Source organism: Alterluteimonas muca (assembly GCF_021191595.1).
GTDB classification, from domain to species: Bacteria; Pseudomonadota; Gammaproteobacteria; order Xanthomonadales; family Xanthomonadaceae; genus Luteimonas; species Luteimonas muca.
Genome location: NZ_JAIWPS010000001.1, coordinates 579,745 through 600,119, shown reverse-complemented (window position 1 = coordinate 600,119; position 20,375 = coordinate 579,745). Strand labels below are relative to the sequence as shown.

Sequence of the window (20,375 nt, the reverse complement as noted above, 5' to 3'; positions counted from 1 at the left end):
GAAAAAGGCGCCGCAACGGCGCCTTTTTCATCGGGTCGGCAGGCGCGGGTCAGGCGTCGCCGGTCTCCGCGTCGGCCAGCGCCTTGCGCATCGCGGCCAGGGTGGATTCGCGCAACTTCGGGTTGTCGAGCGCGAAACGCATATTGGCTTCCACGACCCCCTGGTGCTGGCCGCAGTCGAAGCGCGTCCCCTCGAACCGGTAGGCCAGTGCCGGCTTCTTCTGGAGCAGTGCGGCGATCGCGTCGGTGAGCTGGATCTCCCCGCCCGCACCGGGTGTCGTGCTTTCCAGCAGTTCGAAGATGCTGCCGTCGAGCACGTAGCGACCGACCACGGCCAGCGTCGATGGCGCGACGTCGGGCGACGGCTTCTCCACGATCTCCGAGATCCTCCCCGAGCGATCCGCGAAGTCCCCGGTCGCCACGATGCCGTAGCTGCCGGTGGCACTGCGGGGGACATCCTCCACCGCGATGACGCTAGCGGACTCGCGCTCGGCAAGGTCGGCCATCTGGCGCAGTGCGCCATGGCCGTTGCGGTTCCAGATCAGATCGTCGGGCAGCAGCACGGCGAACGGCTCGTCGCCGACGATCGGCCTGGCCTGGAGCACCGCGTGCCCGAGCCCGAGTGCCTCGGCCTGGGTCACGAACACCGCACGTACACCCCTAGGCAGCACATGGCGGATCAGTTCCAGCTGTTCCAGCTTGCCGGCACGCTCGAGCTTCTGTTCGAGCTCGTAGGCCTTGTCGAAGTAATCGGCCACCGCGTGCTTGTAGCGGTTGGTGACGAAGATCAGGGTGTCACAGCCCGCTTCGATCGCTTCATCGACCGCGTACTGGATCAGCGGCCGGTCGACGATCGGCAGCATCTCCTTGGGAACGGTCTTGGTGGCGGGAAGGAAACGGGTGCCGAGTCCGGCGACGGGAAATACGGCCTTTCGGATGCGCTGGGTCATGTCCTGCGTGCGTGTCTGGCGGGGAATTCGACCACCGTGCGGGACTTGTGCGTGTCGGGGATATCCGCGGGAATGAACTCCGGGACCGACGCGCGCAGGGTCACGGCGAGCTCCGCGAGATCGTAGCGTTCCGACGCGTGACGGAGGCGTTGGGTCGCGGCAAGCACGTCCTCGCTGCGCACCGCGCGGGCCTCGGCCTGCAGGATCTTGGGATGCGAGGTCGGGCGATAGCGTTCGTCGGCGTGGAACAGGGTCTCATGCAGCTTCTCGCCGGGCCGCAGGCCGGTATAGACGATGGCGATGTCGCGCTGCGGATGCTTGCCTGCTAGGCGGATCATCTGCTCGGCCAGCAGGCGGATCGAAACCGGCTCGCCCATGTCCAGCGTGTACACGGCATGCCTGGAGCCGATTGCCGCCGCCTGCAGGATCAGCAGACAGGCTTCCGGGATGGTCATGAAGTACCGGGTGACATCCGGGTCGGTGACGGTCACCGGCCCACCCGTGCGGATCTGCTCACGGAACAGCGGGACGACGCTGCCTGCGGAGTCCAGCACGTTGCCGAATCGCACGGTCACGAAACGCGTCTGCGTCGATTCCGCGAGCGACTGGCAGACGGTTTCGGCCAGCCGCTTGGTGGCACCGAGCACATTGGCGGGATCGACGGCCTTGTCGGTCGAGATCAGCACGAACGACCCGACTCCCGCCGCCGACGCTTCGCGGGCAACGGTCTCGGTGGCCAGCACGTTGTTGCGTACCGCTTCGCGCAACTGGCCCTCGAGCACCGGGACCTGCTTGTACGCGGCGGCGTGGAAGACCGCCTCGGGCGTGGACAGCGAAAGCGCGTGGCGCATCACCGCAGGATCGCCGCAGTCGCCCAGCACCGGCAGGCACTCGATATGCGGGAAATCACGGCCCAGTCGCGCCTGGATGGTCGCCAGCGCAAGTTCGTCGACGTCGACGACGGTGATCTGGCGTGCACCATTGCGCGCGCACTGCCGGCACAGTTCCGCACCGATCGAGCCACCACCGCCGGTCACCAGCACGCTGCGACCACCGAGCCAGCTGCGGATGGCCTGCCAGTCGGGCAGCACCGGCTGCCGCCCGAGCAGGTCTTCGATCGCGACTTCCTTGAGCTCGCCCGGCAGCGACTGCCCTTCGAGCAGGTCGTCGAGCCGCGGCACGGTGCGGAACGGGAGTCCGGTTTCCTCGCACAGGGCGACGACGCGACGCATGTTCGCCGCGTCGAGCGACGGCATGGCGATGATCAGCAGCCGCGCCGCCGTCTCCGGGGCGATGCGGGCCACATCCTCCACCCGTCCCAGCACCGGCACGCCCTGCAGATAGCTGCCACGCAGCTTGGCGGCATCGTCCAGGAATCCAACCGCCTGGTAGGCGCCGGTCCGGCGCAGGTCGCGCAACAGGGCCTCGCCGGCCTGGCCGGCACCGAGGATCAGCACGCGCACGGCACTCTGGTCGGTACGCGCCAGGCTGTGGTCCTTCCAGCTCCGGTACAGAAGACGCGGCATGCCGAGCAGCGCCGTCAGCGCGACCGGATAGAGCACCAGCACCGTCCGCGGCACCAGCTCGAGGCGGTTGTAGAGAAACAGCGCGATGAGGATCGCGAGCAGGCCGAAGACGCTGGCCTTGAGGATGTTGACGAGGTCGGGGACGCTGGCGAATCGCCATACCCCGCGGTACAGGCCGACGCGCCACAGCACCAGGCCCTGTGCCGCCACCACGATCAGGGTGGCGGTCGACCACAGCGGCGTCTCCATCGGCACCGGCTGCATCGACAGGCGGAACTGGTGCAGGACGATCCAGCACAGCCAGACCATGAAGAGGTCATGGGCAATGATGCCCGCGCGGGGCAGCCATGCGCCGGCGCGTTCGTGCCAGGAGATCATGTGCGGGGGCCTCGTGCTGTCATCCGGCGCTCAAAGTCCTGCAGGTACCACCACCAGCAGGCCCCCATTCCCTGCCAGGCTGCAACGGCGGCGCACATCATAAACCCAACTGCGCGATCATTCCCCCCGAGCATCCACGCAAGCCACGCTCCACCCGCACTCCATAGGCCGTATGCAAGCGTGGTGACGGTATGGCCATGACGCCGGGCCGATGCCTGATAGGCATGCTGGACATGGGGTTCCCACCATCGCTCGCGTCGGAGGATGCGCCTTGCCAGCGTGAGTGACGCATCAACGAGGAACGCACTGGCGGGCAGCAGCAACAGCATCGCATCGCCGCGCCCGGGCCCGTCGGCGCCACCCAGTGCGACAAGTCCGGCCAGCAGTGCCAGCAGATAGCCCAGCGCGCCGCTTCCGACATCGCCAAGGAAGATGCGCGCACGCGGAAAGTTGAAGGGAATGAAGCCGATGCAGGCGGCCATCAGCAGCCAGCCCGGCATCCACCCCTGGGCACCCGGCCCCGCGAGGACGGCGGCCGTCGCGGCCACCAGCGCGGCCTGGCTCGCCGCCAGACCATTGATGCCGTCCATGAAGTTCCAGACGTTGACCAGCACCACCGCGGTGACACCGAGGACCACGCACGTGGGCACATCCAACCCGGCGCCATGGAGGCCAGCGGCCAGCAGCATTCCCGCGACCACGTGTGCCGCAAGCCGCAAGCGCGCCGACAGCGGACGGTGATCGTCCCACCAGCCCATTCCCGCGACGAGGGCCAGGCCCAGCGCCATCGGCAGCGCGACCGCCGCCTGCAACCCGTGTTTTCCGGGCCACAGCAGAGCCACAAGCATCACCACCACGATCGCGACGCCGCCACCCCTGGGAGTCGCGGCCTGGTGGCTGCGCCGCTCGCCGGGCTGGTCGACCAGGTGCCGTGCCAGCGCATACCGGCGCGCAAGCCAGGTCAGGGCCGCGGCCAGCAATGCCGCGCAGCCGATGAGCGCGAATGCGGTCAAAACGTCAGACGACGGCGTAGTTGAGCAGCGGCTTGATGGTGCCCCATTCCTTGCAGCTCGGGCACTGCCAGTGGTGGCTGCGTGCACCGAAGCCGCACCGGTTGCAGCGGTAGCTGGGATTGCGCACCAGCAACTGGTCGGTGATGTGCTTGAGGTCGCGCAGCGTGTGCGCAGGGTTGCCGCCCTCGCCCGCCAGGGTGAGATCGATCAGCGCCGCCTCGCCTCGCACCGAAGGCCGGTCCTTCAACTGGTCGGCCAGATACTCGCGCGCGACGTCCACGCCCTGATCGGCCTCGATCAGCCGTGTCAGTGCCAGCACCGGAGCGATGCCGCGGTAATGCTCGGCCATCTCGCTCAGGAAGGATTTCGCGCCCGGGGCATCGCCGATCCGCTCATAGGCGGTCATCAGCTGCGGCATGATCTCCGGGAGGAACTCGGTATCGTGGCGGCCCGCGCGCTCGAAAGCCTTGATGGCGGCGGCGTAGTTGGCGGCATCGAATTCCAGGCGCCCCGACAGGATGCCGGCACGCACGGACTTGGAGTCCGCCGCATATGCCCGCGCCACCGCGGCGCGCGCACCGTCGAAATCACCGCTCGAGCGCAGCCGCTCGGCCAGCTCGCATTCGAAGTGCGCGATCAGCCGGCCCATCGGCTCGCCCGTCACCGCCTCGTAGCGGGTCGCGTTCTCGATGGCCTTTGGCCAGTCACGCTCGGCCTGGTAGATCGAGATCAGGTGTTTGAGCGCCTGCGGTGCACGGTCATCGAGTGCGGCGAGCTCGGTGAACACCGTCTCGGCGCGATCGAGCAGCCCCGAGCGCATGTAGTCCTCGCCCAGCGCGAGCAGTGCCTGCACGCGCTGCTGGTCGCTGAGGTCGGCACGCTCCACCAGCCCCTGGTGCAGGCGGATCGCACGGTCGACCTCGCCACGACGGCGGAACAGGTGCCCCAGTGCGACCTGGGTCTCGAAGGTGTCCTTGTCGAGCTCCGCGATATGCAGGAACAGCTCGATCGCCTTGTCCGGCTGCTCGTTGAGCAGGTAGTTCAGGCCACGGAAATAGGTGGTGGACAGGCGGCTGACCTGGGTGTCGCTGTGGCGTTCCCCACCCCGCCTGCCGATGATCCAGCCGCTCAGCGCAGCCAGCGGCAACAGCAGGAAGAACAGGAACCACTCGCTGATGAAGGCCATCGGATCGACTCCTTTCAGTCCACGCGCCGGGCGCGGTCGGGCGCCACGCGTTCTGCGAACGTCGCGCCGAAGTATGACGTGAATGGGCACCTGCCATTACCGGCAGGACGACCCGGGCCGCTCAGCCCTCGCCGGGCAACGGGATCACGCCGCTGACGCGCTCGCGCAATTCCTTGCCTGGCTTGAAATGCGGCACGTGCTTGCCGGGCAGCGCCACGGCGTCGCCGGTCTTGGGATTGCGGCCGGTACGCGGCGGCCGGTAATGCAGCGAGAAGCTGCCGAACCCGCGGATCTCGATCCGCTCGCCCTGCGCCAGCGAGGCCCCCATCATCTCGAGCAGCGACTTCACCGCCAGGTCGACGTCGTCGGCCTTGAGGTGGGCCTGCCGCCCCGCGAGGATCTCGATGAGTTCCGACTTGGTCATATCCCCGGTCTGACGCTGGATGCGAAACGGCGGCCCGGACACCCGGGCCGCCGTTCGCGTGCTTCGACTTACTCGCCCTTGCCCTGCAGCTGCTCGCGCAGCAGTGCACCGAGCTTGGTGGTGCCGCTCGACGCTTCCGCGGCGTTGCGGTTGTACTCGGCCAGGCTCTCGGCGGTTTCCGCCTCGTCCTTGGCCTTGATCGACAGCTGGAGGGTGCGGCCCTTGCGGTCCATGCCCACGAACTTGGCTTCGATCTGGTCGCCGACCTTGAGCACCTGCGACGCGTCGTCGACGCGCTGGTCGCTGATGTCGCGGGCCATCACGTAGCCTTCCACGCCCTCGGCGAGGTCGACCAGTGCACCCTTGGCATCGACTTCGCGGACGGTGCCGGTGACCTTCGAACCCTTCGGATGCGAGGCCATGAACTGGCCGAACGGATCCTGCTCGAGCTGCTTGACGCCGAGGCTGATGCGCTCGCGCTCCGGATCCACCGCCAGCACCACTGCCTGCACGGTGTCGCCCTTCTTGAGGTTGCGGGCCACGTCGTCGCCGCTGGTGTTCCAGCTCATGTCGGACAGGTGGATCAGGCCGTCGATGCCGCCGTCCAGGCCGATGAAGATGCCGAAGTCGGTGATCGACTTGATCTGGCCCTCGACCTTGTCGCCCTTCTTGTGGATGGCCGCGAAGGTCTCCCACGGATTGGACGTGACCTGCTTGATGCCCAGCGAGATGCGACGGCGCTCCTCGTCGACGTCGAGCACCATGACCTCGAGCTCGTCACCGACCTGAACGACCTTCTGCGGGTTGACGTTCTTGTTGGTCCAGTCCATCTCGGACACGTGCACCAGACCCTCGACGCCCGGCTCGATCTCCACGAACGCGCCGTAATCGGTGACGTTGGAGACCTTGCCGAACACGCGGGTGTTGGACGGGTAACGGCGGGCGATGTTGTCCCACGGATCCTCGCCCAGCTGCTTGAGGCCCAGGCTGACGCGGTTGCGCTCGCGATCGTACTTGAGCACGCGCACGTCGAGTTCCTGGCCCACTTCCACGACTTCGGACGGATGGCGCACGCGCTTCCAGGCCATGTCGGTGATGTGCAGCAGGCCGTCGATGCCGCCGAGGTCCACGAACGCGCCGTAGTCGGTGAGGTTCTTGACCACGCCCTTGAGCTTGGCGCCCTCGACCAGCTTCTCCATCAGCGCCTCGCGCTCCTCGGAGTGCTCGCTCTCGACCACCGCACGGCGGGAGACGACGACGTTGTTGCGCTTGCGATCGAGCTTGATCAGCTTGAACTCGAGTTCCTTGCCCTCGAGGTACACCGGGTCGCGGACCGGGCGCACGTCGACCAGCGAGCCCGGCAGGAACGCGCGGACGTCCTTGATGTCGACGGTGAAACCGCCCTTGACCTTGCCGCTGATCTTGCCGGTGATGGTCTCGTTCTTTTCGAGCGCTTCTTCCAGCTCGTCCCACACCATCGCGCGCTTGGCCTTCTCGCGCGACAGCACGGTCTCGCCGAAGCCGTTTTCCAGGGAGTCCAGCGCCACCTTGACGGTGTCGCCCACGGCGATGTCGATCTCGCCGTCGTCGTTACGGAACTGCTCGATGGGCACGATGCCCTCGGACTTCAGGCCGGCGTTGATCACGACCACGTCGGTACGCACGTCGACGACGGTACCGGTGACGATGGCGCCGGGCTTGAGCTTGGCGAGGTTGGCCTGGCTCTGCTCGAACAGTTCTGCGAATGATTCGGTCATTGGAGTTACTCGGTGAGGACACGGACACGCGGTGCCGGCGGGAACTCCGCCTGCGGACCACGGTCCACCCGTAGGTCGGCCGGTGCGGGATGCGGTGGCCGTTGCAGTTGGTGGATTTCCGTCGCGGCGCGGATGCACCGGACGGGCTGTTCTGCCGTGCGGGACGGCGTGGGCGGAATCTATCCCCGCACCACCGCCAGCACGCGCGCGACCACCTCGTCGATGCCGACGCCGGTGGTATCGATGCGGACGGCGTCATCGGCCGGCCGCAGCGGCGCCACCGGACGGTTCGCGTCGCGGGCGTCACGTGCGAGGATCTCGCGCAACAGACCGTCCAATGTAACGGAAACCCCCTTGCCGATCAACTGTTTATAGCGCCTCCCGGCACGCTCTTCGGCGCTCGCGGTCAGGAATACCTTCCAGCGCGCATCGGGAAAGATCACCGTGCCCATGTCGCGGCCGTCCGCCACCAGCCCCGGCTGCTGCCTGAACGCGCGTTGCCGCTCCTTGAGCGCGGACCGGACCTCCGGGATCGCGGCGATCGCCGAGGCCGCGGCGCCCGCGGTTTCGGTGCGCAGTTCGTCGGTGGCATCGACGTCGTTGATCAGCACCCGCGGCTCGCCGCCGGGTGCGTCACGGAACGAGATCCGGGTGTCGAAGGTGCAGCGCACCAGCGCCGCCGGGTCGGCCAGGTCGATATCGCTCCAGCCGGCCGCCACGCCCACGCCGCGATACAGCGCGCCCGAATCGAGGTAGTGCCAGCCGAGCTCCCCGGCCACCGCGCGGCTGATCGTGCCCTTGCCCGACCCGGAGGGGCCATCGATGGCAAGAACGGGCGCGGTGGGATCGGACAGGGGCATGGTCGGGCTCGGCTGTAGAATGGCGCCATTCTAATGCCGCGCCCGGCAATGCCCGCCCGGCATCATCGACTGTTGCCGCAGCTGCGGAATGTCCGCTAGAATCGCGGGTTTCCTGTCGTCATCACTTTCCCTGAGGTTCCATCATGAAGGTCCTGTCCTCCCTGAAGTCGGCGAAGACCCGCCACCGTGACTGCAAGGTCGTTCGTCGTCGTGGCAAGGTCTTCGTGATCTGCAAGTCCAACCCGCGCTTCAAGGCCCGCCAGCGCTGAGGCGTGCGGCGGCGCTCCAGGCGCCGATGGGTTGACGATCGGGCCGCCCTGTTGCGGCCCGCGTCTTTTGTGCGCCCGCAACGCCACGCGGCCGGTGTTGCACCCTACAATCGGCCGTCCCGTTCAGGAGCCGTGCCATGCAAGTCCGCAGCATCGCAGCCGTGTCGTGCCTTCTCCTCCTCATGGCAGGTCCCGCATCCGCGGACGTGCTGCTGATCGAACGTGTGCAGGCGCAATCGCAGATCGCCCTGCCGACCCACGGCATGCGCATGGCCGAGGTCGAGGCGCGTTACGGCGCGCCGGCGGAACGCCTGGACCCGCGTGGTGGCCAGAAGCGCGACTGGCCGACGATCAACCGCTGGGTGTATCCGGGCTTCACCGTGTATTTCGAGCGCGACCGCGTAGTCAACGCGGTACTGAACAAGGCCGCGTCCAACGAGATCGGGCCCAAGCCCGCCATCCGCTGACCGCGCGCGTGCTTCCCGAGCCGGCCCCAGCGGCCGGCTCTTTCGTTTGCAGGATCCGAAATGACCGACACCACCCGCTTCCCCGCCGAATGGGAACCGCAGGATGCAATCCTGCTGGCCTGGCCACACGCCGGCACCGACTGGGCCGATCGCCTGGCCGAGGTCGAGGAGACCTATATCGACCTGGTCGCGGGGATCACCCGCTTCCAGCAGGTGCTGCTGTGCGTGGCCGATGACGACGTGGAGGCCTATGCGCGGGCACGGCTGGCATCGGCGCGCATCGACATGGCGCGCGTGCGCTTTCTGACGGTGCCCTACAACGACACCTGGCTGCGCGATTCCGGTCCGATCACCCTGCGCACCGGTGAAGGCTTCCGCCTGCTGGACTTCCGCTTCACCGGCTGGGGCGGCAAGTTCGAGGCCAGCGACGACGATGCGCTGGTGCGGCGGCTTGCGGCGATGGGCGTGTTCGGCGGCAACGAGGTGCGGACGATCGACTTCGCACTCGAGGGCGGCGCCATCGAGACCGACGGCCAGGGCACCCTGCTGACGACCTGGAAATGCCTGCGCGAACGCCACCCCGGCCTGTCCCAGCAGGAACTGGATGCACGGCTGATGGAGCCGCTGGCCCAGGACCGCGTGCTGTGGCTGCGCCACGGCTACCTGGAAGGCGACGACACCGACGCCCATGTCGATACCCTCGCCCGCTTCGCCGCGCCTGACGCCATCGTCTACCAGGCCTGCGACGACGCTGGGGACGCCAGTCATTACGAGGAACTGCGCGCGATGGGCGAGGAGATCGCCGCGCTGCGCACCCGCGATGGCAGCGCGTACCGCACGTTTCCGCTGCCGTGGCCGCGGCCGATCCATGATGGTGACCGCCGCCTGGCCGCCTCGTACGCCAATTTCCTGATCCTCAACGACGCGGTGCTGATGCCGGGGTATGGCGATGCGGCCGACACGCGCGCGCGTGAGGTGGTGGCCGCCGCGTTCCCGGGCCGCGAGGTCGTGCAGATCGACTGCCGCCCGCTGATCTGGCAGAACGGCAGCCTGCACTGCCTGACGATGCAGCTGCCGGCGGGGCTTCTCGGCTGACACCGGTTCGGCCATCCGCGCGCCGCGGCTGCACTAGCGCACGCGCACGTACTGTTGCCACGGCGTCGCTGATCAAGGGGCGTACAGCCCTCGGGGATTAGACTGTCCGCATGAAGACCAACACTCTTTCCGTCGCGCTCATCCAGGAGCGCAACCACGGCGACGCCGCCGCCAACCTCGCCGTTATCGAGCAGCGCGTGGCGGAAGCTGCGGCCGCCGGTGCGCGCCTGGTGTTGCTGCAGGAACTGCACAACGGTTCGTACTTCTGCCAGCACGAGTGCGTGGACGAATTCGACCTGGCCGAGCCGATCCCCGGGCCCAGCACGGACCGGCTGTCCGCGTTGGCGAAGCAGCATGGCGTCGTGCTGGTCAGCTCGTTGTTCGAGCGTCGTGCGGCGGGTCTGTACCACAACACCGCGGTGGTGTTCGATGCCGACGGCAGCATCGCCGGCAAGTACCGCAAGATGCACATTCCCGACGACCCGGGCTTCTACGAGAAGTTCTATTTCACCCCGGGCGACCTTGGCTTCCAGCCGGTCGATACCGCGGTGGGCCGTCTCGGCGTGCTGGTGTGCTGGGACCAGTGGTACCCGGAAGCCGCCCGCCTGATGGCGCTGGCCGGCGCGGAACTGCTGCTGTATCCCACCGCGATCGGCTGGGACCCGGCTGACGGGCAGGCCGAAAAGGATCGCCAGCGCGATGCGTGGATCCTCAGCCACCGTGGCCACGCCGTGGCCAATGGCCTGCCGGTGCTGTCGTGCAACCGCGTCGGCCACGAGCCGTCGCCGCTGGGCGCATCCGGCATCGATTTCTGGGGCCACAGCCATGTGCTCGGTCCGCAGGGCGAATTCCTCGCCCAGGCCGGCATCGGCCCGGAGATCCTGCTCGCCGAAGTCGACATGAAACGCAGCGAGGACGTGCGCCGGATCTGGCCGTTCCTGCGCGACCGCCGCATCGACGCCTACGGCGACCTGCTCAAGCGCTACATCGACTGACCCGCTCCCGGGAACGGAACACCCTTGATGACCGAAGCCGTGTCCCGGCTGTGGCACAGCCAGCCGCACGCCATCGTCGAACGCGACGGCGTGCGCTATACCCTCCTCGGCACCGCGCATGTTTCGCGCGCCAGCGTCGACGCGGTCGAGGACGCCATCGACAGCGGCGGGTTCGATACCGTCGCGGTGGAACTCGATGCAGGCCGCCTGCAGGCACTGACCGACCCCGACACGCTGGCCAGCCTCAACCTGGTCGACGTCATCCGCAAGGGTCGTGTGGCGATGTTCGCCGCCAACCTCGCCCTGGCCGCGTACCAGCGCCGGCTGGCGGAACAACTGGGCATCGAGCCCGGTGCCGAGCTCAAGCGCGCGGTGGCGGTGGCGCGCGAGCGCGGGCTGGCGGTGGAACTGATCGACCGCGAGGTCGGCCTCACGTTCCGCCGTGCGTCGAGCCGCCTCGGCTTCTTCGGCAAGCTCAAGCTCGCCTCCAGCCTGCTCGCCGGGCTGATGAGCAGCGAGGAGATGGGCGAGGACGAGATCGAGAAGCTCAAACAGGGCGACATGCTGGAGTCGAGCTTCGGCGAGTTCGCGCAGACCAGCCCGGCGTTGTACGAGAGCGTGATCGCCGAGCGCGACCGCTACATGGCCGCGCGCCTGCGCGAGGTGCCGGACGGTGCACGTGAGGTCCTGGCCGTCGTCGGTGCCGGGCATCTGGCCGGGCTCGCGCGCCATCTCGCCGAGGACGCCGACCGCCCCGGCGACCTGCGTGCGCAGCTCGAATACGTGCCGCCGAAACGCAGCATGCGCTGGATCACCACGGCGGTGATGGTGTTGATCCTGGCGATGATCGGTTGGGGGTTCTGGCATGGCGGCGCCGAACTCGGCCGGCAGATGGTCACCGACTGGGTGGTGATCACCGCGGGCTTCGCGGCGCTGGGCGCGATCGCCGCGGCGGCACATCCGCTGGGCGTGCTGGCCGCCGCCATTGCCGCGCCACTGAAGCCGTTCCGCCCACCCGGGGTCTCGCCGGGCCTGTTCAGTGCCCTGATCGAGGCGCGGCTGCGCAAGCCCGCGTACGGCGACTTCCTGGCGCTGCGCGATGATGCGGTGACCCTGCGCGGCTGGTACCGCAACCGGGTGTCGCGGACGATCCTCAACTTCATCCTGACCAACGTCGGCTCGAGCATTGGCGTGTGGGTGGCGGGCCTGCGCATCGCGCGGCAGATGTTCAGCTGACCTGCCGGCAGGCCTGGCGCCACTGTCGCCAGGACCTGACGCCGATCGTGGGCGCGGATCGGATCGTCTGTCCGTGACCGTGGAGCGGACGTCGCCGTCCGTTCACCGGACCTCAGCCCGCATCCGCCGCCAGAGGTGGCGCCACGCCCTCGCCGCGACGCCGGCGTGCGCGCTGCAGCACCCGGGTCGTGCCGCCGGCGAGATCGTCCAGCAGCGCGTAGATGGTCGGCAGGAACAGCAGACTGACCACGGTGGAGAACGCCAGCCCGCCCGCCACCGCACGTGCCATCGGCGAGTACGCGAGGCCGCCGAGCACCACGGTGTCGCTGAGCGAGATCGGGATCATCGCCAGGATCGCGGTGCCCATCGTCATCAGGATCGGGCGCAGGCGCTCGCGGCTGCCTTCCACCAGTGCATCGGTGCGGCACATGCCGCGGCGGCGCAGGTTGTTGATGTGCTCGACCATGATGATACCGTTGTTGACCACCACCCCCATCAGCACCAGCACGCCGATGAAGGCCATCACCGTGAACGATGTTCCGGTGATCCAGAACAGCCAGAACACGCCGAAGATCGAGAACAGCACGCAGCTCATGATCGCGGACGGAAACAGCAGCGACTCGAACACCGCCGCCATGACCACGTAGATCATCACCAGTGCCAGCACGAAGTTGAACAGCATCTGCTTCATCGCCTGCTGGTCCTCCTCGAACCCGCTGCCGGAGAAGCTGTAGCTGTAGCCGGCCGGGAACGACATCGCCGACAGCGTCTGCTCCATTGCCCTGCGCGCGTCCTGCATGGTCGCCTTGCCTTCCAGGTTGGCCTGGATCGCCAGCGTCGTCTGGCGGTCGGTGCGGCTGATCTGGCTGGCACTGGGCACCAGCGTCACGTCGACCATGCTCATCAACGGCACGGTGCGGCCATCCGGCGAACGCACCGTGAAAGTGGCGATGTCCTCGGCCGAGAAGCTCTCGGCGCCGGCGAATCGCGCCCATACCGGCACCTCGGTCTCGCCGCGGCGGAACTCGCGCAGCTGGATCCCGCGCAGCGCCATGCCGACGAAGCTCGACACCTGTTCGGCGCTGAACCCGTAGGCGGCAGCGCGGTCACGGTCCACCCGCACGGTGAGCTCCTGGTTGGTGTCGCCGGCGTCGACGCGCACGTCTCGCAGCTCGCGCCTGCTTTCGAGCACCGGCAGGATGTCGACCGCAAGTTCGCGCAGCGCCTGCGCCGAGTCGCCGACCAGCAGCACCTGCACGTTCTGCCCGGCGCCACCGCCCTGGCCGCCATCGCCCGCGCCCTGGATGCCGATATCCGCCCGCGCAGACTTCGGAAGTTCCCTGCTGAGCTGGTCGCTCTTGGCGCGCAGGTCGACCTTGCCATCGCCGAACGTGACCACGGTGCCGGCGTCGCCCTGCTCGCCGTACCAGGAATAGATCTGGGTGATGCCCATCCGCTCGCGGTTGTCGTCGAGGAAGTTCTCGACGCGCGCCACTTCCTGCGAACGCTGCTCGCGGTTGTAGCTGCCCTTCCACTGGTAGTAGACGGTGACCTCGTTGCCACCCTGCGAGTCGCCGAACATGTTCATCTGGGTCTTGACCATCGGCACGATGCTGACGGCCACGACCAGCACGATGCCCGCGACGGTCCAGCCACGGTGCTCGAGCGTCCAGCGCAGGAAGCCCGCGTAACGACGCTGCAGGCGCGGAATGAACCCGTGGGGGCTGGCGACCGCCGGTGGCGTGCGCATGCGCGCCGACAGCATCGGGATCAGGCTCACGGCGACCAGCCACGAGGCCAGCAGCGACACTGAAATGGTGATCGCGAGCTGCGCCATGAAGATGCTGATCTGGTTGGTCTCGCCCAGCAGGTTCGGCAGGAACACGATGCAGTGGCACAGCGTGCCGGCCGACAGCGCGATGGCCACGTTGCGGGTGCCCACGATCGAGGCATGCGCCGGGCGGTCGGGGTAGCGTTCGCGCTCCTGGTAGATGCTCTCCACCACCACCACCGCATTGTCGACCAGCATGCCGACGGCCAGCAGCAGGCCCATCAGCGTCAGCACGTTGAGGGTGACGCCGAAGAAGTGCATGAAGCCCAGCGTCATCACGAAGCAGATCGGGATCGCCAGCGTGACCATCAGCGTGGACGGCCAGTGCCTGAGGAAGAAGAACAGCACGATGATCGACAGCAGCAGGCCGATCGCGCCGGCCTCGGCGAGTTCCAGCAGCGAGCCGGTGACCTCCTCGCCCATGTTCTGGATGACCTTGACGTCGATGCCCTCCAGCCCCGGCTCGCTGCGCGCCCGGTCGATCTCGGCCAGCGCCTCGCGCGACACCTCGACCAGGTTGGCGTCGCGTTCCTTGAAGATGTCGATGCCCACCGCGGTGCGCCCGTCCAGCCGGCGACCGTAGTCCATGCGCTGCGGGCGCAGCCGCACGTCGGCGACATCACACAGGCGCAGGCCACTGTTGTTGATCGACATCTCGCGCAGCTGTTCGAGATCATCGATCTCGCCGACCGGCTGCACGCGCAGCCGCTGGCCGCCGTCCTCGATCAGCCCGGCGGAGACCGAGAAGTTGGCCGCTTGCAGCCGCTGCGCGAGTGCATTGAGTTCGACCCCGTGCGCGCCCAGCCGCTCCGGGTCGATCGCAATCTCGACCTCGTTGGGCGGTGCACCGCTGATGTCCACGCGGGCGACGCCGGGCACGCGCTCGATCCGCCGCTTGAGCTGGCGGTCGATCAGGTCGTAGGCACCGGTGAGGTCGGTATCGCCGGCAAGGCGCACGCGCAGCACCGGCTGGTCCGAGGTCGAGAACTTGAAGACGAAGTAGCGCCTGAAGTCGTCGGGGAGTTCGCCACGGATGGCGTCGATGCGCTCGCGCGCCTCGGACGCGGTGATGGCCACGTCGCGCTCCCAGTCGGAGAACTCCATGATGACCGACGCGCCCTCGGAGTCGGCGCGACCGCGCAGCCGCTTGATGCCGGTCATCGTCGCCAGCGTCTCCTCGGCCGGCCGCAACACGTTGCGCTCGACCTCTTCCGGCGTGGAGCCGGCATACGGCAACTGCACGAACAGGAACGGCGCGGAGACATCGGGCAGCGCCTCCAGCGGCAGCCGGAACGACGCGATCAGCCCGACCACGAACAGCGACACGAACAGCATCACCGTGGTGACCGGGCGGCGCAGGCTGAGTTCGGCGACGCTCATGCGTGCTGCGCCTCCGCCGAGGCAACCAGCGCGGCGTCGGTGGCACCACGTGCACGCAGGCCGCGCGCGCGATACCAGGCATCACCGCGACGGTCCATCAGGTCGTAGACCACGGGGATGACCAGCAGCGTCAGCAGCGTGGACACGATGGTCCCGCCGATCACGGTGATGGCCATCGGCGAACGCACCTCGGCGCCCTCGCCCAGCGCCAGTGCCAGCGGCAGGAAGCCGAACACCGTGCACATCGTGGTCATCACGATCGGCCGCAGGCGCGAACGCGCGCCCTCCACCATCGCCTCGCGCTTGGGCACGCCCTCCTCGCGCAGCTGGTTGACCTTGTCGATCAGGATGATCGCGTTCTTGACCACCAGGCCGACCAGCAGGATCAGGCCGATGAACACCACCACCGAGATCGTGTTGCCGGTCACCAGCAGTGCCAGCACCGCACCGACCACCGCCAGCGGAATGGTGAACAGGATGACGAACGGGTGCAGCAGCGATTCGAACTGCGAGGCCATCACCAGGTAGACCAGGAAGATGGCCAGCGCGAACGCGAACAGCAGCGAACGCAGCGAACTCGCGAGCTCCTCGCCCTGGCCGCCGATATGCATCGACACGCCTGCGCCGAGGCCGGTACCGGCCGCGTTGGCGTCCGCCACCAGCCGCTGCACGTCCGACACCGCAGTGCCGAGGTCGATGCCGCGCAGGTTGGCCGACACCACCGCCACGCGCACCTGGTCGGCACGACGGATCTCCGCCGGGCCGGTGGTCGAGACCACGTCGGCGACTGCCGACAACCGCACCGGTCGTGCGGCCTCGGGGTTCACCACCAGGTTGCGGATCGCTTCCACCGAGCCGCGCTGGTCCTGCTGCGCGCGCACCAGCACGTCGATCTTGCGGTCGCGGAAGTTGTAGCGCGTCGCCACCTCGCCACGCACCGAGCGCACCACCGCATCGGCGATCTGCCGGGTGGTCAGGCCGAGCGCACCTGCACGCGCCTGGTCGAACACGATCTGGATCTCGGGCGCACCCTGCTCGACCGTCGACTTGACGTCGTCGTAGTTCGGGCTGGCCCGCAACAGCTCCGCCATCCGCTGCCCGGCGACGGCCAGGCTGTCGAGGTCCTGGCCACGCAGTTCGATCTCCAGCGGCGTGGAGAAACTGAAGAGCGCCGGCCGGCTGAAGTCCACCTGCACACCGGGATAGCGCGCCATCGTCGCGCGCAGGGCATCGCTGAGCGTGCTTTCGAGCGCGCGGCTGCCGCCATCGGCCATGACCACGGTGAGCTTGCCGACGTTCTCGCCGCTGTCGGTGGGGCTGGCGTCCAGGCGGGTGCCCGAGCCGCTGTAACCGAACAGCACGTCCACGCCATCGTCGTCGGCGTGCGCACGCTGGATGTCGGCCATCACCCGGTCGGTCTCGCGCAGCGGCGTGCCGGGCGGCAGCTTCATGGTCATCTCGAAGCGGTCCTGCGCCAGCTGCGGGATCAGGTCGTTGCCGAGCATCGGCACCACCGCAAGGCTGGCGAGGAATGCCACCGCTGCAACCCCCAGCACCAGCACCGGCCGCGCCAGCGCGGCAGGCAGCAGGCGCAGATAGCCGCGCTCGGCGCGCTCGTACGGCGCCATGGCGACGTCACTGGCCTTGCGCATGATCGGGCCGACCACCGCGACCACTCCGCGCCAGGCTCGTACCACCAGCCACGCGATGCCGAACCACAGCCCGCGCACCGAGGCTCCGACGCCACGCCCGGTGGCGGCCACCGGCTTCTGCCAGCGATGCTCCGGCCGCCACTGCGGATGCGGCGCCTCGTCCGGGAATTGCATCGGCGACCTGGCACCGAGCGCGCTCAGCATCGGGATCAGCGTCATCGCCACCACCAGCGAAATCGACACCGCGAGCGCGATGGTGATCGCCTGGTCGCGGAACAGCTCGCCGGCGATGCCTTCGACGAACACCAGCGGCAGGAACACCGCCACCAGCGTCAGCGTCGAGGCCACCACCGCCATGCTGACCTCGCGGGTGCCCTCGATCGCGGCGGCAAGCACGCCGAGTCCGCGCTCGCGCGCCTTGGCGATCGACTCCAGCACCACGATCGAATCGTCCACCACCAGGCCGGTGGCCAGCGCCAGGCCGCTGAGCGACATGACGTTGAGGCTCAGGCCCATCTGGTCCATGAAGAAGAACGTGGTGATGATCGACACCGGCAGCGACAGCCCGATGACGAACGTGCTCCAGCCGCTGCGCAGGAACAGGAAGATGATCAGGACCGCCAGCGTGCCGCCCAGCACCGCATCGAACTTGACGTCGGAAATCGCCGCGCGGATGAACTTCGCCTGGTCGTCGACCACCGTGAGTTCGATGCCGGGCGGTACTTCCTTGCGCAGCCGTTCGAGGCGCGCATGCACCGCATCGGCGGTGGCGACGGTGTTGGCGTCGCCCTCCTTGTAGATCGCCAGCTCCACCGCCTCGCGCCCGTCCAGGCGGATGATGGATTCGCGCTCGCGCCAGCCCTGGCGCACCTCGGCGATGTCGCGCAGGCGCACCGGACGGCCATCGGCCACCGCACGGCTGCCACCGCTGCCGGCACTCTGCGCCTGCATCGCGGCCGCCATGACCGCGGCATCGCCGGACGCCGCAGCGATCCGTGCGACCTCGTCGGCGCCGCCGCCGCCGCTTGCGGCGGCCGACTGCGTGGCGACCAGCATTCCGCGGATTTCCTCGACGTCGGCGAACTGGTTGACCGTGCGTACGAGGTAGCGCTGGGTGCCCTGCTCCAGGCGCCCGCCGGAGAGATTCACGTTCTCCTGCTTGAGCCGCTGGATCACGTTGTCGATCGGCAGACCGATGCGCGCAAGCATCTGGATGTCGAGTTCGACCTGGATCTCGTCCTCGAGGCCACCGCCCACGCGTACCGCGGCCACGCCCGTCACCGGCTCGAGCTTCTTCTTCAGACCGTCATCGGCATAGCGGCGCAGGCCGGTGAGCTGGCGCACGGCGTCGCCCTCGCCGGTCGCGCTCAGCGCCACGCGCAGGATCGGCTCGGTCGAGGGGTTGAAGCGCAGCACCACCGGCGGCGCCACTTCAAGCGGCAGCTGCAGGGTCTCCAGCTTGTCGCGCACCTCGAGGCCGGCCTGGTCCATGTCGGTGCCCCAGGCGAACTCGAGCACGACATCGCTCTGCCCGGTACGCGAGACCGACTTCATCTTGCGCAGCCCTTTCACCACGCCCAGCGCTTCCTCCACCGGCTGGCTGACCAGCGTCTCGATCTCCGACGGCGCGGCACCGGTGTATTCGGTGCGCACGGTCAGCGTCGGGAAGCTCAGGTCGGGCAGCAGGTTGACCTTGAGGTTGCCCAGGGCCAGCAGGCCGAACAGCAGCAGGCTGACCGTCACCATCGCCACGGTCACCCGGCGCCGGGTTGAGAACTCGATCACCCCGCCGCGGGCGTGCGGCCCCGGGCCGGAGCCTGCGGGGGCGCCAGCCATGTCGTCGTCGATCCGGTTCATTGACGTTCGCCGCTGCTGTCGTTGGATGCGTCGGCCGCCGCTGCCGCCACACGCGGGCCGATCACCTGCACCAGGCCGCCGTCGCGCAGGGCCACCTTGCCGGCGGTCACCACCGCGTCGCCGGGCTCGAGACCCTTGCGGACCTCGACGAAGTTGCCGTCGATATAGCCGAGCTCGATCGGCGTGCGCACCGCCTTGCCTTCGCGCACCACGTACACCGAGGGCTCGCCCTCGTCGTCGAGCAATGCCAGGCGCGGGATCGTGAGCGCGTCGGCGCGCTCGTCGTAGTCGATGCGGATGCGGCCGAACATGCCCGGCTGCAGGTTGTCGCCGGCGAACGCGCAGATCACCCGGAACGTGCCGCTGCCCGCATCCACCACCGGCGCCACGCGGTCGACCGTGCCGACGAACTCGCGGCCAGGCAGTGCGTCCACCTGCAGGCGCACCGGCAGACCGGCGCGCAGGGTGGCGAGTTCACGCTCGGGCACGTTGAGCGTGGCCTCGAGGCGCGAGTTGTCGATGATGCGCAGGATCGGCGTGTTGATCTGCACGAAATTGCCGGTCTTGATCGACCGCGAGGCCACCACGCCGGAGATCGGTGCGACGACGTTGGTGTACGACAGCTCGAGCTGCGCGAGCCGGTAGGCCGCCCGCACATTCTCGAGGTCGTACTTGAGCTGCTCGTGGTCACCGGCGCTGATGAGCTGCTGCGAAGCCAGCCGGTCGGAGCGGTTGAAATTGCTCTCCAGCTTGCTCAGCTGCGCCTGCAGCTGCGCCAGGTTGAGGCGCGCGCGGTCGGGGTCGAGCCGCACCAGCGGTTGCCCCGCGCGGACGACATCGCCTTCCTCCACCAGCACCTGCAACGCGACGCCGGAGGTCTTAGCGACCACCTGGGCTTCGGCCTGCGCTTCCAGTGGCGCCGTGCCGGTGTAGCTCGCCGCGATCGCACGCCGCGAGGCTTCCGCCGTTTCCACCGGCACCGCGGTGGCGGCCGGATCGGCCTGTTCCTTTGCCGCGGCATCGCCCGACCCCTTGCCGCAGCCCGCGAGCAGGGCGATCAGGAAGACCATTCCGATGGCCGTCAGGCCCTGGCGCCGGCGCGTGGCCGCTACACGATACGAACGCATGTCCGTGGATCCCCGAAAACGTGTGATTGGTGTTGTAGTTATGTATATCACCAGGACCCGGCGACACCATCCGCCGAAGGTCATGGTGACTCGTGGCGAGCCACCCGCCGCCGCAGGCGACGACCTGTTGGTCCGCCCGATGCGCCCGAAGTTCCGGTTCCCCATCCGGCATCGTGGGTGACCAGCGGCACCCCCGCTCCGGTCCCGTGATGCCGGGCGCGCATCGTAAGCCATCACGCCCGGGCCGACGCAGCTCCATGGCGCCACCAACGCCGCCACGTGCCGCGCCTGGCCATGCCCGCAGCGGGATGGTGGCCCCGGACATCGATGGCCGCGCATCTTGGGATGCACGGTGAACGCAGGCTATACTCGG

General features: G+C 68.4%; 15 protein-coding genes. 5 read left to right on the top strand and 10 right to left on the bottom strand.

The window, feature by feature from the left end; all coding sequences use genetic code 11:
• Positions 1 to 49: 49 nt before the first annotated feature.
• The 7 genes from galU to cmk form a co-directional block, all read right to left on the bottom strand.
• Positions 50 to 949: a UTP--glucose-1-phosphate uridylyltransferase GalU gene (gene galU, locus LDO11_RS02665; RefSeq protein WP_129135785.1), complete on the bottom strand. Its 900-nt coding sequence runs from the start codon at positions 947 to 949 to the stop codon at positions 50 to 52.
• Positions 946 to 2,853 (bottom strand): polysaccharide biosynthesis protein, encoded by a 1,908-nt coding sequence (locus tag LDO11_RS02660; RefSeq protein ID WP_232140222.1) that lies wholly within the window; start codon positions 2,851 to 2,853, stop codon positions 946 to 948. Before LDO11_RS02660 ends, galU begins: the two co-directional genes overlap by 4 nt.
• Positions 2,850 to 3,710, bottom strand: coding sequence for an MraY family glycosyltransferase (locus LDO11_RS02655; protein WP_435574582.1), 861 nt, complete (start codon positions 3,708 to 3,710; stop codon positions 2,850 to 2,852). The genes LDO11_RS02660 and LDO11_RS02655 overlap by 4 nt, the downstream gene beginning before the upstream one ends.
• Positions 3,711 to 3,870: 160 nt before the next feature.
• On the bottom strand, positions 3,871 to 5,052 hold the full coding sequence (gene lapB / locus LDO11_RS02650) for a lipopolysaccharide assembly protein LapB (RefSeq protein ID WP_129135782.1): 1,182 nt from the start codon (positions 5,050 to 5,052) through the stop codon (positions 3,871 to 3,873).
• Between the two features lie 121 nt (positions 5,053 to 5,173).
• Positions 5,174 to 5,476: an integration host factor subunit beta gene (locus LDO11_RS02645; RefSeq protein WP_129135781.1), complete on the bottom strand. Its 303-nt coding sequence runs from the start codon at positions 5,474 to 5,476 to the stop codon at positions 5,174 to 5,176.
• A 68-nt stretch (positions 5,477 to 5,544) separates the two neighbouring features.
• A complete protein-coding gene (gene rpsA / locus LDO11_RS02640; protein WP_232140221.1) occupies positions 5,545 to 7,233 on the bottom strand; it encodes a 30S ribosomal protein S1 in 1,689 nt (562 codons plus the stop codon).
• 179 nt (positions 7,234 to 7,412) lie between these two features.
• Positions 7,413 to 8,093: a (d)CMP kinase gene (gene cmk / locus LDO11_RS02635; RefSeq protein WP_435574581.1), complete on the bottom strand. Its 681-nt coding sequence runs from the start codon at positions 8,091 to 8,093 to the stop codon at positions 7,413 to 7,415.
• A gap of 143 nt (positions 8,094 to 8,236) precedes the next feature.
• On the opposite strand from cmk, the gene ykgO reads away from it, so the two are divergent.
• From ykgO to LDO11_RS02610, 5 genes are all read left to right on the top strand, one after another.
• Positions 8,237 to 8,362 (top strand): type B 50S ribosomal protein L36, encoded by a 126-nt coding sequence (gene ykgO / locus LDO11_RS02630; protein WP_005913193.1) that lies wholly within the window; start codon positions 8,237 to 8,239, stop codon positions 8,360 to 8,362.
• A 137-nt stretch (positions 8,363 to 8,499) separates the two neighbouring features.
• A complete protein-coding gene (locus LDO11_RS02625) occupies positions 8,500 to 8,829 on the top strand; it encodes a hypothetical protein (protein WP_232140220.1) in 330 nt (109 codons plus the stop codon).
• 60 nt (positions 8,830 to 8,889) lie between these two features.
• A complete protein-coding gene (locus LDO11_RS02620) occupies positions 8,890 to 9,924 on the top strand; it encodes an agmatine deiminase family protein (RefSeq protein ID WP_232140219.1) in 1,035 nt (344 codons plus the stop codon).
• 110 nt (positions 9,925 to 10,034) lie between these two features.
• Entirely contained in the window at positions 10,035 to 10,919 is an 885-nt protein-coding gene (locus LDO11_RS02615; RefSeq protein WP_232140218.1) for a carbon-nitrogen hydrolase, read from the top strand.
• A gap of 27 nt (positions 10,920 to 10,946) precedes the next feature.
• Entirely contained in the window at positions 10,947 to 12,155 is a 1,209-nt protein-coding gene (locus tag LDO11_RS02610; RefSeq protein WP_232140217.1) for a TraB/GumN family protein, read from the top strand.
• Between the two features lie 112 nt (positions 12,156 to 12,267).
• Here LDO11_RS02610 and LDO11_RS02605 read toward each other — a convergent pair whose 3' ends face one another.
• From LDO11_RS02605 to LDO11_RS02595, 3 genes are read right to left on the bottom strand one after another with little or no spacing between them, the layout of a single operon-like run.
• Positions 12,268 to 15,366, bottom strand: coding sequence for an efflux RND transporter permease subunit (locus tag LDO11_RS02605; RefSeq protein ID WP_232140216.1), 3,099 nt, complete (start codon positions 15,364 to 15,366; stop codon positions 12,268 to 12,270).
• Positions 15,363 to 18,875 carry an efflux RND transporter permease subunit gene (locus tag LDO11_RS02600; protein WP_435574580.1) on the bottom strand — a complete coding sequence of 1,171 codons (3,513 nt, stop codon included), beginning with the start codon at positions 18,873 to 18,875 and terminating at the stop codon, positions 15,363 to 15,365. The genes LDO11_RS02605 and LDO11_RS02600 overlap by 4 nt, the downstream gene beginning before the upstream one ends.
• Positions 18,872 to 20,002, bottom strand: coding sequence for an efflux RND transporter periplasmic adaptor subunit (locus tag LDO11_RS02595; RefSeq protein WP_435574579.1), 1,131 nt, complete (start codon positions 20,000 to 20,002; stop codon positions 18,872 to 18,874). Before LDO11_RS02595 ends, LDO11_RS02600 begins: the two co-directional genes overlap by 4 nt.
• Positions 20,003 to 20,375: the final 373 nt, after the last annotated feature.

Excerpts from the sequence above, each read along its gene's own strand:
- galU (WP_129135785.1), bottom strand. The coding sequence starts at position 949 with ATGACCCAGCGCATCCGAAAGGCCGTATTTCCCGTCGCCGGACTCGGC.
- LDO11_RS02605 (WP_232140216.1), bottom strand. The coding sequence starts at position 15,366 with ATGAGCGTCGCCGAACTCAGCCTGCGCCGCCCGGTCACCACGGTGATG.
- LDO11_RS02645 (WP_129135781.1), bottom strand. The coding sequence starts at position 5,476 with ATGACCAAGTCGGAACTCATCGAGATCCTCGCGGGGCGGCAGGCCCAC.
- LDO11_RS02595 (WP_435574579.1), bottom strand. The coding sequence starts at position 20,002 with ATGCGTTCGTATCGTGTAGCGGCCACGCGCCGGCGCCAGGGCCTGACG.
- LDO11_RS02620 (WP_232140219.1), top strand. The coding sequence starts at position 8,890 with ATGACCGACACCACCCGCTTCCCCGCCGAATGGGAACCGCAGGATGCA.
- ykgO (WP_005913193.1), top strand. The coding sequence starts at position 8,237 with ATGAAGGTCCTGTCCTCCCTGAAGTCGGCGAAGACCCGCCACCGTGAC.
- cmk (WP_435574581.1), bottom strand. The coding sequence starts at position 8,093 with ATGCCCCTGTCCGATCCCACCGCGCCCGTTCTTGCCATCGATGGCCCC.
- LDO11_RS02600 (WP_435574580.1), bottom strand. The coding sequence starts at position 18,875 with ATGAACCGGATCGACGACGACATGGCTGGCGCCCCCGCAGGCTCCGGC.
- LDO11_RS02660 (WP_232140222.1), bottom strand. The coding sequence starts at position 2,853 with ATGATCTCCTGGCACGAACGCGCCGGCGCATGGCTGCCCCGCGCGGGC.
- LDO11_RS02615 (WP_232140218.1), top strand. The coding sequence starts at position 10,035 with ATGAAGACCAACACTCTTTCCGTCGCGCTCATCCAGGAGCGCAACCAC.
- rpsA (WP_232140221.1), bottom strand. The coding sequence starts at position 7,233 with ATGACCGAATCATTCGCAGAACTGTTCGAGCAGAGCCAGGCCAACCTC.
- LDO11_RS02610 (WP_232140217.1), top strand. The coding sequence starts at position 10,947 with ATGACCGAAGCCGTGTCCCGGCTGTGGCACAGCCAGCCGCACGCCATC.
- LDO11_RS02625 (WP_232140220.1), top strand. The coding sequence starts at position 8,500 with ATGCAAGTCCGCAGCATCGCAGCCGTGTCGTGCCTTCTCCTCCTCATG.
- lapB (WP_129135782.1), bottom strand. The coding sequence starts at position 5,052 with ATGGCCTTCATCAGCGAGTGGTTCCTGTTCTTCCTGCTGTTGCCGCTG.